The sequence below is a fragment of the Mesorhizobium sp. WSM2561 genome (assembly GCF_000513915.1).
Classification (GTDB): domain Bacteria; phylum Pseudomonadota; class Alphaproteobacteria; order Rhizobiales; family Rhizobiaceae; genus Mesorhizobium; species Mesorhizobium muleiense.
In genome coordinates this window covers 1-14,531 of the sequence record NZ_AZUX01000073.1, presented here as the reverse complement: position 1 = coordinate 14,531, position 14,531 = coordinate 1, and the positions used below count along the sequence as shown (strand labels likewise).

At 59.5% G+C, this 14,531-nt stretch carries 11 protein-coding genes and 1 pseudogene; 5 read left to right on the top strand and 7 right to left on the bottom strand.

What is annotated here, in order from left to right; genetic code table 11:
- Positions 1-1,030: 1,030 nt before the first annotated feature.
- Positions 1,031-1,927, top strand: a complete 897-nt coding sequence (locus tag M727_RS40985; protein ID WP_245269088.1) for a hypothetical protein — start codon at positions 1,031-1,033, stop codon at positions 1,925-1,927.
- A gap of 58 nt (positions 1,928-1,985) precedes the next feature.
- Here M727_RS40985 and M727_RS40980 read toward each other — a convergent pair whose 3' ends face one another.
- Entirely contained in the window at positions 1,986-2,351 is a 366-nt protein-coding gene (locus M727_RS40980) for a DUF2934 domain-containing protein (protein ID WP_084646994.1), read from the bottom strand.
- A gap of 225 nt (positions 2,352-2,576) precedes the next feature.
- Between M727_RS40980 and M727_RS0131635 the strand changes: the two genes are divergently transcribed.
- From M727_RS0131635 to M727_RS43495, 3 genes and pseudogenes are all read left to right on the top strand, one after another.
- The gene (locus M727_RS0131635; RefSeq protein WP_027155909.1) at positions 2,577-3,044 is read left to right on the top strand and encodes a MucR family transcriptional regulator; all 468 of its coding nucleotides are present in this window, start codon (positions 2,577-2,579) and stop codon (positions 3,042-3,044) included.
- Positions 3,045-3,077: 33 nt separating this feature from the next.
- Entirely contained in the window at positions 3,078-3,368 is a 291-nt protein-coding gene (locus tag M727_RS0131630; protein ID WP_027155908.1) for a ribbon-helix-helix protein, CopG family, read from the top strand.
- 125 nt (positions 3,369-3,493) lie between these two features.
- Positions 3,494-3,739, top strand: a pseudogene (locus M727_RS43495) (exodeoxyribonuclease III); the annotation flags it as partial.
- Between the two features lie 186 nt (positions 3,740-3,925).
- Here M727_RS43495 and M727_RS0131625 read toward each other — a convergent pair.
- The 4 genes from M727_RS0131625 to M727_RS42625 form a co-directional block, all read right to left on the bottom strand.
- Positions 3,926-9,295: a trypsin-like peptidase domain-containing protein gene (locus tag M727_RS0131625; RefSeq protein ID WP_027155907.1), complete on the bottom strand. Its 5,370-nt coding sequence runs from the start codon at positions 9,293-9,295 to the stop codon at positions 3,926-3,928.
- An 86-nt stretch (positions 9,296-9,381) separates the two neighbouring features.
- Positions 9,382-10,548, bottom strand: coding sequence for a caspase family protein (locus M727_RS39430; protein WP_051505833.1), 1,167 nt, complete (start codon positions 10,546-10,548; stop codon positions 9,382-9,384).
- 13 nt (positions 10,549-10,561) lie between these two features.
- Positions 10,562-11,470 carry a M12 family metallopeptidase gene (locus M727_RS38400; RefSeq protein WP_051505832.1) on the bottom strand — a complete coding sequence of 303 codons (909 nt, stop codon included), beginning with the start codon at positions 11,468-11,470 and terminating at the stop codon, positions 10,562-10,564.
- Between the two features lie 28 nt (positions 11,471-11,498).
- A complete protein-coding gene (locus M727_RS42625; RefSeq protein WP_198032735.1) occupies positions 11,499-12,218 on the bottom strand; it encodes a hypothetical protein in 720 nt (239 codons plus the stop codon).
- A gap of 320 nt (positions 12,219-12,538) precedes the next feature.
- Here M727_RS42625 and M727_RS0131605 point away from each other — a divergent pair, with 320 nt between their 5' ends.
- Positions 12,539-12,775: a hypothetical protein gene (locus M727_RS0131605; protein ID WP_027155906.1), complete on the top strand. Its 237-nt coding sequence runs from the start codon at positions 12,539-12,541 to the stop codon at positions 12,773-12,775.
- 252 nt (positions 12,776-13,027) lie between these two features.
- On the opposite strand, the gene M727_RS0131600 is transcribed toward M727_RS0131605, so the two are convergent.
- Both M727_RS0131600 and M727_RS0131595 read right to left on the bottom strand, forming a co-directional pair.
- Positions 13,028-13,519 carry a hypothetical protein gene (locus M727_RS0131600; RefSeq protein WP_027155905.1) on the bottom strand — a complete coding sequence of 164 codons (492 nt, stop codon included), beginning with the start codon at positions 13,517-13,519 and terminating at the stop codon, positions 13,028-13,030.
- A gap of 7 nt (positions 13,520-13,526) precedes the next feature.
- Positions 13,527-13,928 (bottom strand): nuclear transport factor 2 family protein, encoded by a 402-nt coding sequence (locus tag M727_RS0131595; RefSeq protein ID WP_027155904.1) that lies wholly within the window; start codon positions 13,926-13,928, stop codon positions 13,527-13,529.
- Positions 13,929-14,531 lie beyond the last annotated feature (603 nt).

Below are 14,531 nucleotides of genomic sequence, written 5' to 3'. Positions count from 1 at the left end.
CCTGGGGCGGGCGACCATTTCGATTTCGTTCGCATGCCCGCTCATAGCGATAGCGTCGCTAACAGCGGATGAACCACACAAATTGAGGAAGACCCTAATTAACTGCCAAGTGACAAATATGGACCGCAAGGAAAAATTCCGCTGGCACACGGAAAGGTTTCCGAGATGGTTTGGTGAGCGGCTGACAGTCGCTCCCGGGAAGGTCGCCTGCGCCGTCTGGGGGGCGTTGGGGTAGATTTGCCTGTTAGGCGCCGGCCAAGCGGGATTGGGTCTCCCGCCGCAGGAATAAGCTAACAGAGGCAAGTGAGGTGGGTATTGATCGCAGAAGGTGGCCCGGAGCACGGCACCGGCCTCCCGAAAATCGCCTGCTAGTAGCGCCAACCTTGTTTGAATTCGTCGATGAACCATCGCTCGACGTCGTCCCGCACCGAAGTACTGCTTCGGAATTTCAAGTGCCCCGGCGACTTCTGCTCAAGCCAAGAAAAGAAATCGGAAAGCTTGGATTCTCTGGCTGATGAGGAAGCCCACGCTCTTCAGCCCATTTTGTGCAAAAGTAGCGAACACCCTGTTCTGCTACATCCCTGGTCATGAGGGATGATGACAGGTGATCACCCAAAGGCAAGTGTTCTGCCCCGACACAAAAGCAAGGCACCGCCAACGCCGGTCCGTCCGAATGGCCGCGTGCGACAGCTATCCACGTCGCCACGCTCGCCGATCAATTTGAGACGGCAATTGAGAGCGACAACCTGCCGAGCTTTACAGCCAAAAGGAAAGTCGGCGGCCCATCTTCGATGAGCATTGCCTGAACCCGCCGACCTGCGGATTGCCAGTGGCCCCGCGATTCGAAGCTTTGCCGGAACGAAGGCGTGCCCGTCTAGCAATGCAGGCGTGTACAGTTCCAGGTGCGGAAGTTTTCAAGCTTCTGCCTTAAACCTCTCGGCCAGCGCGCGCAATCTGTGCTGCCTGCGTGTGAACCATTAGGGCCGGCGGGACGTTCCTCTGCGAATCGAACACCATTGGCGGCACGACCGTGGAGGAATCCAAGCATCAGTCTGCGCTGCGGAAACAAGACACGCCCGGTGCCTTGGCGAACTTTCCTTATGATCGAATGACTGTCGAACGATTTCGGCAGGCATTTCCGCGAGCGAGGTGGAGCGACGAGGGCAGGAGTTGGTTTGTACCAGGCAAGACGGCAGCCCGCCGGGTCGACCGTTGGCTGGCGCGTGAGGCCGAGTTGCTGGCGATCCACGCCGACAGCAAGGGGCGCGACGCCTTCGCTTTCGATCCGATCTCCAGTCCCTATCTCGAGATTGCCGACGACTTGCGCGTTCGGACACCCTATTCCAAGACCCTCCTTCGGGAACTACACGAAATTCCCTGGGCAAGTTGGGATGATGAACTCCGGGCGTGGCGTGTGCCGTTTCGATCGTATGAAGAACTGCGGCGCCGGTGGCCAACAATCGAAAAGGCTGCCAGACGTAACGAACCCCAGGAAAGGAAGCAGCGACGCGAGGCGGAGAAGAACTCGGAGGCTCAAAGAGCCACGCGGTTGCGATATGCAGAACGCCGGCGCCATCGCTATCCGCTGCCAGCTGAAGACTTGCCTCCGATGGGCCGTCCCGTCGCAACAGAGCAATACGGTGTTGTGGTCTTTACCGAATCGTCAGGCGAACTCGTCGAGCCGTCAGTATTGACTGCTTTCTACCCACACGCGACGCGGACAGACTTTGACTTGGTGTGGGGAACGTGGCGCTCGGCGACGCTGACGGAACTTATTAGGACATGGCCCTCTCGTCGTGAGGCCGGACCGATGGAACATTCCCGGGGCTGGTGGCAGCCGACCCTTGCCGAACTTAGGGTTGCTCGTCGAAACGCGCGCACCATTGAGCGTAGAAGGCGAAACCGCGATCTCGGTCCAACGTCATGAAACGCGGACCGCGACAACTCAATCGGCTCTCCGCCAGAGGCGCGGGCTTAGCCGGCCGTTACGTTTCGGATGCCCTAAGGCTCCGCGCCGCCTCATCGAGTGCCAGCGGATCGTCACCGAGGCGGTCGATGAGGTCTTGAGCTTGGTCGCCAGTGATGCCTGTTCTCATCGCGAGCGCTTCCGCTGCCTCAACATCCGATTGACCAGCGGCGCGCTTGCCTTTCTTCCCTCGGCTTTGGGGCGCAGGACCTGGGACTTCGGCACCAGATATCGCCGGTGGTCGAGCACCGAGCGAGCGGTCTTCGTTCTCGATTTCAAACGTCGCCTGATTCCAGTGGCGCTCGTGCAGACCATGCGTCTGGCCTTCTCGTTCCCAGATCTCATATGCGCGGCGCCGAATGCGTTCGTGTTTGTCGTCTGACATGGTCGTTCCTCCTTGTCGGTTTCACCCAACGCGAAGGAGTGTCGGAACGATCCGACCCTACACCCCGATTTCGGACAAAAGAGGGACAAAGCCGGGAAGGCTGACCTGCGGAAGAACCTGCGCAGCGGCCGGCCGATGATCCCGAGTATTTCATTCTGTGGACCTGCCTGTTGCGCAATCCGACTTTCCCCCATACGAAAGCGGGATAGCAATAGGAGTTGATGAATGACCGCCGAGAGCAATCGCCAGAACGCGGAACTGATGGAATTGACCGCGGATATTGTCGCGGCCGTTGTCAAAAATAACGCGGTGCCCGTGGCAGGCCTGCCCGATCTGATTTCTTCGGTAAACTCCGCTCTCGTTAGCTTAGTCAAGCCAACTGTAGTTGAGCATCCAACACAGACCCCGGCGGTCAATCCCAAAAAGTCTGTGTTTCCCGACCACATCATTTCCCTAGAAGATGGCCGCAAGTTCAAGTCGATGAAACGCCACTTGGGCTTGCTTGGCATGACGCCCGATGAATATCGAGCCAAATGGGGGCTGGCGTTTGATTACCCAATGGTGGCACCGAGCTACGCTGCACAACGGTCAGAGCTGGCGAAGTCAATCGGACTTGGTCGCAAGGCGGGCGCAAAAATGCCCACCAAAGAGGCGCCAGCCAAGAAGGCCCCAGCCAAGCGGGTGAAGGCCTAAGAAGACCCTGCCTCAGGCAAGCGGACTAATGCGATGACGCGCCAATCTATTGCCGAAGAACTCGAAAGTGCCGCTGATCGCATTGCGGACATTTCGCGCGCGGATCTGCAGATCATCCTGCGTCGCGCTGCGTTGATGCTCAGGAATGTGTCGGGTGTGCCGCTGGAACCAGCAACTGAGGACGCTCTCAACTCCATTGCTGCCGAAATGAAAATCGGCCGGTCAGATCTAATCCGGATCGTGCTGCGCGAGTGGCTGGAGACGAACGCCTATATGCCGGTTCTGTCGGTGGACGAGGATAGCGAAACCGACGGGAGCGCATAAGCGCAATCTTCCGCGATCACGCCATGCATACCGAAGCCGCGACTCAACTATCGCTAAGGCGCGGCGGACCTGATGGCCCGTCTGGCCGGTGCCTTTCAGGCAACCTGCCATCGAACGGCGCCGGCCTGGTTGACCATGGTTGGATCGACGCATTGCGCGAACTCCATCCGGGCGAAAGGATTTACACGTTCTGGGATTATTTCAAGAACGCCTATTCCCGAGATGCGGGCTTAGGATCGATCCCCTCCTCCTCATGCCCTCCAATCGCCGGACGATTGCGCGGCGCCAATGTAGATCGTCACGTCCGCGGTTGGGAAAAGACGAGCGACCACGCCCCAACCTGGATCGACCTCGGCAATAGGCAAGGTTAGAAACTGAAGCAGTGTCGGAGCGCGACGGACCCCATTTCGGGACACCAAGCTCGTCAGTTGGATCCACCTGCAGTTGCAGCCATCGACTACTAGCTCGGCTCTGAACAGCTAGATTTGACAGTTAAGTTATGAACCATGTGCGTGCATCCCAGAATGAAGGCGCGACTCTTCCTTGTGCGGAGACCCTTAGCCCTCAAAAAACTCCTCAAGTGCTATGCGGCGGAAGCCGTGCGGGACAGGGCTTTCGGGATCGGCAATCCGCGGCGATTCGGTGATGGCAGACTCCGGAATGATCGGCGGCTTAGCACGCGCCCAGTCGACGTCGAACACGTCCCGATAGTACTCAGCAATTTCGGCGTCGTCGAAGAGAAGGCTCGCGTCGCGGTTCAACGTCACACCGCCGCCGCTCCAGTTGTGGCTGCCGAGCAATATGCGCTTGCCGTCGGCGATCATGCCCTTGGTGTGCGTGCCGGACAGGTGCTTGAAGCACTTGTCGAGGTCGAGCCCGCGCTTCTTCAGGTCCTCGGCGCAGGGCACCCAGGTATTATGATCGGACCGCAGGATGACACGAACGTCGCTGATTTCCTTGGACTTTCTGATCAGCGCCATAACCAGCTTCTCCAGATTGCCCTTAGCGCTATCCTTGTATGAATCGATATAGGGAATCTGGAACAGCAATTGCTCTTCAGCGGACTCGATGAGGTCGAGCACCGCCTCGGTATAGACGTTGCCCACCTTGTCGGGGGTCAGCAGCGGCTTCACCTTCACGCGCCGGTTGATTGGCTTCGCCTCGAAGATCCGGTTGATCGGCGCCTCGAGTTCGACTGCCTCCATGACCGCTACGGGTACGTCGATAAACACATCTTCGGCAAAGGATTCCTCCCGCCCACCATTTTCCTTCGAGAACTTCAGGTCAGCGAGGATATGGTTGCGGTAGCGCGCGGCCAATGTCTTATTCCTGATCACGACATGCCATTCCCGATTGCCCTTTTTGGCCCCGATCCTGGCAGCGTTGTTGAGGTCCTCTGGTGCGATGTTGGGCTGGCTCGAATTCTTCCAGTTGCCGCTGGACAGCCAGAACTGGTCGCTGTCGTCAACGGTGACCTTGATATGGTAGGAGTTGGCGACCAGCCCGCTCGGGCCCTCTGGCGCGTAGATGCGATCAAAGTCGAAGTCGTTCGCCCACCTTCGAAAGACCGTCTTGCGGTCAAACTCCCCTTCCTTCAGACCCGCTTTGGTGACGCGCGTGGCGTTATCCATGACCAAGGCCATCTTCACGCCGTCATCGAACCGGCTTTCGATCGCTTCGGCGATATGGCTGGCATGGAACTCGTACATCGAGGACACCATCCGGCCTTCGGCCTTGGCAATGAAGTCGGAGAGCACCGCCCAACTCCGTTCCGGCCCGACGTGGCAGAGCACTTCCATGCTCTCGTCGACAGGGTCGAAGCTGAACTCGGCGCCTGTCCGGTCGCCGTCATTGTAGGCGATGGAGGTGACCGCCGCTTCGCTAACCACATCCTGGATATCGAGCATTTCTGCGAGAGCACCAGGACGGACGTCCACGGCATGACCGAGATAGGTCGCGGGGACGCGGGCGCGCACGGAGGCAATTTTCTCCGGATGCGTCACGACCTGGATGCAGGGTGTGTCGATGAATCTGCCAGCTCGTATGACCAGACCGGGACGCACGCGCAAGATGCCGTCACCGCGATACACATCGGCAAATCGGCGCACCGCTTCGTCGATCGACGTGGTCTCACCTAAAGCTTGACCGGCAATTGACACCGCATCGATGGCGCTGCTGGAATTGGTGGTCGGGCTGCCGATCGATACCATGATAGTGACCGGAAGCGTCACGGAAACCGAAGCGGCGGGTGCAGGCGGTGAGGAAGATGCAGTCTGCGCAACGCCCGGAGAGTTCGCACCGTTGCCAACACCGCGGTTGGAGCCCGACGTCTCCACCTCCCAGTGCCGCCGCCCGAGATATCTGCGGATCGTCGACGCGGGGACGGCATAATTCTCCAGCACATATGCGCCAGCGAAATGGAGGGCGACCGCCTTGCCGGTCGCGAGGTCGATCACGGCGGAGCCTGAATTGCCGCCGAGTGTGGTGCAGTCGTGGGTGGCCCAGCCGCGAGAGTTGGGCATCACGAGGCCCGGTGCGGCGCGCTTGACGTCGTAGCGGCCACCGAACACGCGCTCCATCCAGACCTGGTCCGGGATGACGTCCTCGCCGGCTCGCGCCGGGTAGCCGATCACCGCGACTGAGGTGCCCGCGGCTGCGTCGTTATCGGCAAGCATTACACGATCTTGTCGCGCGCCGTCGCTGGCGCGACGGATCTTGAGGAAGGCGATGTCGGCTGTCTGCCTCGACTCGATGAAGAGAACCCTCTCGACCGGACTGGCATCACTCGCGTCGCTATCCATCTCGCGCTTCCAGTTGACGCTTGCCACAATCGGATCGCCGAAACGGCCGGGCAGGAAGGTGTAATCGCGGCCGTCGCGACGGCCGATTAGCTCTGCAACATGGCTGTTGGTCACGACGATATCCGGCGCAACGAGCCACGCCGTGCCGATGAAGCTGGCATTGCGCGGAAAATTGACGACGTCTATGCGGCCGACCAGCGGGATCACAGGATTGAGCATTGGCGCAGCACCCAGCAACCGCTGCACCATCAATTCGCCGTCGGGCGGCTCGATGAAGGCAGGTTCGCGGGCGATCCGGTCGGACTTGATCGGCAATACTGGCCGTCCCGGCCTGACCATGGTCTCGACCATCACCTGTACATCCACCGCCGGAGCGCCGGCCGCCTCCGCCGCTATGACGCCCTGTGGTTCGAGGCCGCCGGTGCGCGCTGTCACGGATCGGGCGAACTCGGGGTCGAAGCGATCGAGGTTGCGCAGCCAGCTGCGGATTTTCTCCGGCGTCAGTTTGAGCGAAGAGCCGTTGGCCATAATGTCCCTCTCCGACGCGGGGGCTTGTCGATCCTCGGTGCTCTCGGATGTATCGGCTGCCGATGATGCCTTGATGGACGGGCGCGGAATGTCCAATGCAGTCGGCGGCAGGGTAGGCGGGGCCTCCTGCCTAGGCGGAGCCATCACAAGTGGCGAGATCCGTTCGACTGCCGGCCTCGCATAGAGCATTTCCTCGATAAGTGCCGGACCTTCGCCGGTGAACGCAGTTCTGTTAATCGCGTTGACTATACGGCTGGTTCTGACCGCTTCGATGACAAGATACGGACGCGTTTCAGCCGGGCGAGCTCGCGACCTTGACCTGCTCGTTCGGCTACCGGCGCGCAGCGTCGCGCTGTCCGACGATATGCTGGCGTGCCACATGCCGATGAGCTCCCATTGATCGTTGAACAGCGGCGTGCCGGATGAAACCTGCATGGAATTGCTGCTACACCAGAAGAACGGATCACCAATGTCGAGAATGGGTAACTCACGAAGGGCAATTTGCTTCGGACGACCACCTGGATGCCCAACGGACGACAAATGTTCTCCAATCAGGGCCTTGCCTTCGTTCGCGATGAGGCGCAGCCAGCCGAAGCGGCGCCCCGCCTCCTCGTGCAGCGCGACGATCGCCACGTCCAGCCCGGCGTCCGCGAAAAAGAAGCGGTTCGCGTCGCACGCGACACGGGTAATCGGTATCAGCGAGCCGTCCGGACCGTCCTGAACGTCAAACTCGACGAAGGCCGTCGGTGCCTCCGCAGCGCTCGGGATGACGTGAGCCGCCGTCATTACGAGCCGGGGCGACACGAGAAACCCGGTTGCGTACGTTGTTTGGCCATTGCGCAAGACGCCGATCCGGCAGACAGCGCGCGCCGACGCGAGGCCACTTTCGAGAAAGAAGGTGCTGACGAGATCGGATGTTCCGAGTACGCGTTCGATCGCCACGCCGAACAGATGAGCTGGCGCACCGCTGCCGACATCTATCGGGACCGGGCTGATCCCGGCGAGTTGCTCAGATTGTGATTGTTCGTCGGCGACGCGCAGCAGGCGCGCTTGGACTCGCTCGCGCGTATCCCTTAGCGGCGTGTCCGCGCGCGTCTTCGTCTCGCGTAGCTGAGCTTCCAGTTGCTTGACGGCGGCACTGCTTGGTGCCGCTGCCGGGGCTTCGGAAACTGCTATGGTCGCTGGAGGAGGCTCCGCGGCCGCCTCCTCGCCGGTTGCTATACGGCGAACACGCTCGGTTTCCTCCGGGCTGGCAAGAGATGTCGAGACCGCGACTCGGCTTTCTAAGGATTCCGCGGTTGCTGGTGGGGCAGAGGCAATTGCGATGCCCGGAACGGCCAGGCTGGCCGCATTCGCTGCCGCGGCGCCAATCGACACGGCCGCGTCCGGCGGCGTAGTCCAGCCATATCGCGTTCGAATCCATGAACTATCCGGCGCCTTCAGCCAAGCGAGGTCGTCATCATCTGGCGCCGCAAAAACGACATGTTGAGGGCTCTCCGGTTTTCCGACCTTTACCTTACCGGGCATTATGGGGTCCGTCCCGACAAACGCAGTGGTGGTCGAACTCCATTCCGCGGCGGCGCAATAATGTCGCACCGACTTCAGCGCGCCGGTTACCGCGACAGTCCGATAGCTCGGATCATCGTCGAAAGCGGCAAGCCAGTCGCGCAGCAGGCGTAGGCCGCGCGTATAGACGGGCAACCCCCGGGCGGTCGCTTCGATTAGCCTTGCCCGCGCAGCGCTCAAATCCGGCGGATCCCGACGCATCAGGTAGCCTGCGTCGATGACGGCGCCGTCCGGCAGCCACTCGATCCAGCTCGCCAGATTGTGCACCCAGATTCGGTGGACGTCTTCTAGAGCCTGTTGTCCGAGAAGGAAGTAGCCGGCTGCGGCAGCCAGGGTCGGGTTCTGTTTCTTTTGTTCAAGGAGATTTTGAGCTTGCCAGCTACTGCTGACCTCCTGCGCAGAATCGAGCTTCCCGCCGCGCAAATACGCCAATAACACCTCGGCGTTCGCATCCTTGGTAACGACTTCAACGTCGATGCTGCGTTGCGTGCGGTCGTTGGTGTCGGTTGCCCAGCGTCCCTTCACAGCTACCCGCACATTGTCGGCCGGAACAGCAACAAGTCGCCACGGCACATCGGCACCACCAACCTGGACATAGTATTGCCCGGGCAGACCCAGAAGGCCGAGTTCGTACTGCACTATCCCATGATACCGGGTCGGTTGGTGAACCGGCCAAGGATTGAGATTCCACTGTCCACTGCCGTTGTTTCGCCACAGCCGCAGCCACACCGAATGCAGGCTTGACGCCGCGTCTTCCGACGTCTCGAGCATCTCGGGCCGGTTGAGCTGCGCCCACGCGAGAGTTTCACGCGGCGAATATTCTGCAACGTCCAAGCTCACTGGAGGAGCCTTACCGCCCGGGGAAACGCTCGCTCGCCGCAGCATCACTTTGCCACTCGGCAGCGTCGCCTGCACGGTGTATTCCCCGGGAGCGACGCTCAGGTTTTGCGTCTGGCCGAGCCGGATTGCGCCCTTCCAGACCGATTTTGCGTCGACATCGATCACCTGGACGACAATCGGCACGTCCGCCATATGCGTATGGCGCTGCAACTCGATTGCGAGCGTCCCGGACCGTGCAGTCTTTCGCGTTCGTGCAGCGCACATGATGAGACGTCTTTTCAGGCTGGATGTGGAGGCGGTACGTCGATCGGATAATCCCAGACCGGAGGCCTTACGAACGCACGCGGCGCCGGCACATCGCTTTGCCCCGCTGGCAGATCAAACAAGCAACCGAAGGTGTAAAAGCCCGCTGGCAATTTAGTTTTCCAGCGGCCTGCCTGTAGCGCCTCCTTCCTTTGACCTTGGTCGGGAACGGCATAGAAAGTGACCTTCTGCGTGATCAAATCCGGATTGCAGCCCAGGTTCACAAGCACGTTTGGCACGAAGCCAGCTGGGAGCACATGCAGGTGTTGCGTTCCGTTCGCGTTGTCACCGCCGGCAGGATCGACAATCTGGCGTTGCTGTTCTGGAAGATCTCGATTCTCATCCATGATCAGCTTCTGAACGGCTGGGCCGAGGTGCAAAGTGTCGATAACCCACCTGTTGGGCTCTTCCGTGGCACCAAGTCCGTTCAAGCACGCAATCAGCGCGGCCGTAAGCCGGCTCTCACTGTTACTGTCACCAAATGCGGGCAGGCCTTCCGCACTAGCGAATAATCTTGGCGCCGTGCGAAGCCTGTTTTGACCAAGAATTGTCGTTATGAGCGTATTGCCGCCAAAATCAACATCATTAATACTCGATTGAGAAAGTTGACGGCATGCATCGAGTACGTATAACTGTATACCTGCCCTACACCGTTTCATTCCCTGATAAGTTCTGTCAAAATCAATAGCGCGAAACCAGCGGTTGTTTTCGCTTTCTCCGAAATCCTCTGGCAGAAGCACCATCATAGTCTTTTCAAGTCCATGACCGCAGAAGTAGAAAACGGCCACGTTGTTATCGTGCCCGTCGCAGCGAGCTTTCCAATCGCCGAATGACTTCTGGATGTTTTGACTTGTCGCGTCGTCAATCTGCTTTCCGTCGAAATTCTGACCGGTCGCGTCAGATAGTAACAGTTCCACCGATCCGAGTGGCGCACTGGCATCGGACAGTTTGCTTGCAATGAACCAATTGGCCAGAGCTCGCGCGGAAATCGGTGGCGAGGTCAACTGGCCAAGCGGCGGGAGGCCATGCGTCGGTTGAGCCCCGCCTAGAAGGTGCCGATAGCGCCCGACGCCGATGATCAGAATGTGAGTTCGGGCGGCGTCGCCGGGCTGGTGCTGCGCGGTGCCCCACACAAGCGTCATTGCATATCCTCGATCAGGCCCAGGTGCGGCGAATGCGCGTCGGGGGGACCGCTACGGGCGCAGGCTGAGCCGGCGGTGCAGCCGATGCCGCGCCTGGACCTCCCACGTCCATCTGGGGCGCGTCAGGCTGGGACTTCGGGTAGATGCTGCCGATGAATGCCTTGTCCATCGCCGAGAGGTTGGTGTTCCAGCCAACCGCGACCCCATCAGTCGTAAACTCCGGTGGAATGGGATAGTGCATGATCGACGTGCGGTCATAGGCGCTGAACTGTGTCACGAGCGTGCTGTATTTGAAGAATACGTTGGAATCGACCTGCGCTCTGGTCCAGCCGCGGCTTTCGTAGTGTCGATAAACGGCGGGCTTGTCCCATTTGATAGATATCTCAGGATGCGACTGCTCGTGGATCATCCCGATGGCGTGACCAAATTCATGCACAATGACGCGCCGGTACTCCTCGTCCGTCGTTGTCGTATGGAGCCAGCCGTAATGCATGGTTTCCTTATCCGGCTCGATCGCAAGAGCATCGGTACCAATGTAAGACCATGAGCGGTTGTCGTTATGATAAGAGATGCGGATCTCTGCACCGGCATCGTTGCCGAACGCGAATGTCAGATTGGCATGCGGCTCCCACATCTTGGCGTAGTGCTCGACCTTGGCATGTATTTGCGGGTCGCCGTCGAGGTGACGCACGCGTAGCGTCCGCCCCGGCTGCCACTTCTTGCCAGTCAACACCGCGCCAAACGCTTCAAAGCTCGAGGACGGATCGACCCCGACTTTGCGAACGGCATCCATGTCGCCGGACGGCGCATTCTCCGGATTTTCGGCGATCGCAAGCTCGGCCGCCTTCAGCAAATCGAGTTGCGGGACATAAACGTCGAGGCAAACATGCGCATCCTTGCCTTTGTCAATGTCGTTGCTCATTGCGTGTCTCCCTGTTTGATCATCGCCCCTAACGCCAGTTGCGGATCGGACGGACGTACAGCGCATCGATGTCGGTTTCCTTGTTCTTGTCCAACGACGATACCGTCCGGATGCCACGGAAAATCTCAGCGGCTTGGATATCGGTTTCTTGCTCTTCGTAGAACTGGAACCAGGGGAGCCCCAGGCGCGCATAGCTCGTGGCATCGATAGGGCTTGGCGGGGCGTCCCGACCGGTCAGGCTCGTGAATGAAGCTGGGTCGAGCAGCTGCACGCGAGCCGCTGCCGGCCTTGTCAGGTCCCAAGTATCGAGGCCGTGCGGATCCGCATGGATCTTCTGCTGGATTCGCCCGCCGGCGCCGAGACCTAGTGGCGGCCCTTCCCCAGGTACAACGTCCGGCTCCGGCATTTCATGCTGAGGCGCATCGGCAAACAAACCCGGCTTGGGCTCAAACACCTCGAGGCGAACGGCGCCTTCCTGGACGCGAGATACTTGTTCCTCGATCGTCAACCCTTGGCCGAATGTGGTGGCAACAAACTGGCGGACGAAATTGTCGCCGGCATTGATACCATCGAGCCAGTATTGAGAGCCGGTGACGACATAATTTTGCGGGTCGCTGTTAAGACCGGGCTCCCACGGTCGACCGTCGATAGCATTCACAATACCGACACCGACCTTGACGGCCTGAGGTCGCCGGTATGGACCCTCAAACGCAATCCACAAAGCCTCCCACCTGCGGATCGGTATCATAAACTCGCGCCGACCCGTATCGGTGGATAGCTCGGCTATTGGAAACCGTCCGAAAGTGGGCGGGAGCGGATAGTTCCTGTCGGTTTCCGGGACACGAAGTGTACGATGGAACGAGATTCGGAGCGCATCTCCGAAATGCAGCGCGTCTTCTATGAGGCCAACCGAGCACATTGCAACAGACGCCAGCTACAATTGAATTGTCCTAGATTACTTTCCGCTTTTATACAATGCAAGGTAAAATACGGTTGTGGCGAGCGGGATAGTGTTTCGATAAGGACTTCAGGCATTTCCATCGCAGGCGATCTTCGAAAGGAACCCAAATGACCATCGCCCAAAACAAGGCAGCCGAACTCGTTTTGCTGACTGCCACCGCAGATGAGGCGGTGATCGCGCTCGTTGAGGCCATGTCGCCATCGCCGCGAAGCGTCGCCTTCTCGCCCGATGGGGCGCGACTTGCAACAGGATCCTCGGCCGGGAATTTCGCCCGCGCCACGGTTCTATCGGCAACGACGGTCACACCGGGTCACACCAATTCCGATATCGTGTACTTGACCTAAGGGGGACGTACCCCTAACCGGATGCTTGTAATTGGCTGTGTGTCTTCAGGAACTTTGAGACTAATTAGCAACTAAGAGACGCCATGCGCACAAATCCGATCGAGTTGCCCGCTCATGGGGGATCAAATGCTCCGCGTCGCTGGCGGGATGGCCGACTTTACAGTCCCGGCGCTCCTTTGCCGCCGGATTCACCCGATCATAACGATCGTGTGTCGAGGCGCGTGATCACCTCGCGGCCGACACACGTCCACACTAGCTATACACCTGATCCAACAGCAGACCCAGCCAGAATATGCTGACGATGAGCGGGATGATCGCTGCCAACCGAGTCGTGCTAATCGCCGGAATACGCCACTCAAATGGCGACTTCCAAGGCCAGATTGTAGCGTCGGGCACCTGACCGACGGGGCAGTAGGCATGCAGACCGCTCGATATATTGGCTACGCGTTCACCTGATTCCTTCACTTGGTCGCGATACAAATTGACTAGATATCGATCCTCAGCGCCCATGACGTACCACAAGAGCGACAACACGAGCCCGAACCACAAACCCGCGGTCCCGATCTGCCCTTCGCCGAAGATCGTCTTGCCACCGATCAGTGCTGCCTGAATCAGGACGAAATAGTTGAAGCGCGTCCACATGCGCTGGAAGTGGGCGGTGAGATAGCCGACCTTCAACTCGTAATCCTTCTGCAGAAATCCCGCCAATATGGGATCGACATCGGTGGTTTGCGCCCCAGCCATAGTCCGCTTACCCTCCGGTGAGCTCGAAGTTGTACCAGCTGTCAAGCTGCCAGTCCTCGCCGCTATGCGACCAGAAGCGGATGTTGCGATAGCAGTGGACAGACCCATCGCGCTTTGTCCCCACGACGATCAGCCTGACCACCGCCCGGTCACCGAGTACGTCCACATGAATGTCTTGGCTCCTCCGCTCTAAGAAGGGGCTCGGTCCGGTCAGGGTGTCCATGAAGCTCTTCGGCTCCGCTGCTCCGCGCTTGCCGACCACCGAGCCATCGGTACGGCGGAAGACGAGTTGCTCGGATAGATGGCGCTCGAAGAACTGCACCGCATCGTCGTCTCGCTGCTCCTCCATTTGCGCGACTTTTTCGTTCAGAGATTGGAGCAATGAGAGGTGATTGCTGTGGTCCGACATTAGTCGCCTCCTCCTCTGAGTTGCCAATACATCCTATACTAAACGAACATAGCGCTTTGTGTAACACATGTCCGGCCGACTCCTACTGCCCTGAGTAAAAACAGCTTGCGCGCCATGTCGTATTGCTAGATGGGATTTCCGGAGCGCGTTTATAGGGCCGCGAGAATGCTGGGCGCCAACACGGTGGCGCCGGACAGCGCGATGTCTGAGCTGTTGATGGACGGCCGATCCGCGCGCCAACTCCTTCCTGTCGCATGAAGTCCTGCGACTGCGGGCAGCGGCAGATTGACCCGATACTAGCACCCGCAGCGTCGAGACATGCACGGCCGGCGCACGGCCGAAGGCCCTGTCAGACACCGTGAACAATGTTTCCGCTGACGGCGAAGGCGCTCCAGACCAAATGCTGGTGTGCCTCGGCGTCACCTTTTCCCAGCGTGGATGACGCTCTGACTGAGCACCAGACGAACAACCTGACGCCGGGAAGTGAAATGTCGCTTGGCAGTTAAACGGGTTCTCCCTCAATTTGTGTGGCGCGGTGGCAGCATTCGTGCTCTCAGCAGTTCGGGGCCTGCCCTGCCATACATTGCGCGCTTGAGGGTCTTG

Coding starts and splice junctions, on each gene's coding strand:
- M727_RS40980 (WP_084646994.1), bottom strand. CDS start 2,351: ATGTCAGACGACAAACACGAACGCATTCGGCGCCGCGCATATGAGATC.
- M727_RS0131635 (WP_027155909.1), top strand. CDS start 2,577: ATGACCGCCGAGAGCAATCGCCAGAACGCGGAACTGATGGAATTGACC.
- M727_RS0131630 (WP_027155908.1), top strand. CDS start 3,078: ATGACGCGCCAATCTATTGCCGAAGAACTCGAAAGTGCCGCTGATCGC.
- M727_RS0131625 (WP_027155907.1), bottom strand. CDS start 9,295: ATGGCGGACGTGCCGATTGTCGTCCAGGTGATCGATGTCGACGCAAAA.
- M727_RS39430 (WP_051505833.1), bottom strand. CDS start 10,548: ATGACGCTTGTGTGGGGCACCGCGCAGCACCAGCCCGGCGACGCCGCC.
- M727_RS38400 (WP_051505832.1), bottom strand. CDS start 11,470: ATGAGCAACGACATTGACAAAGGCAAGGATGCGCATGTTTGCCTCGAC.
- M727_RS42625 (WP_198032735.1), bottom strand. CDS start 12,218: ATGATACCGATCCGCAGGTGGGAGGCTTTGTGGATTGCGTTTGAGGGT.
- M727_RS0131605 (WP_027155906.1), top strand. CDS start 12,539: ATGACCATCGCCCAAAACAAGGCAGCCGAACTCGTTTTGCTGACTGCC.
- M727_RS0131600 (WP_027155905.1), bottom strand. CDS start 13,519: ATGGCTGGGGCGCAAACCACCGATGTCGATCCCATATTGGCGGGATTT.
- M727_RS0131595 (WP_027155904.1), bottom strand. CDS start 13,928: ATGTCGGACCACAGCAATCACCTCTCATTGCTCCAATCTCTGAACGAA.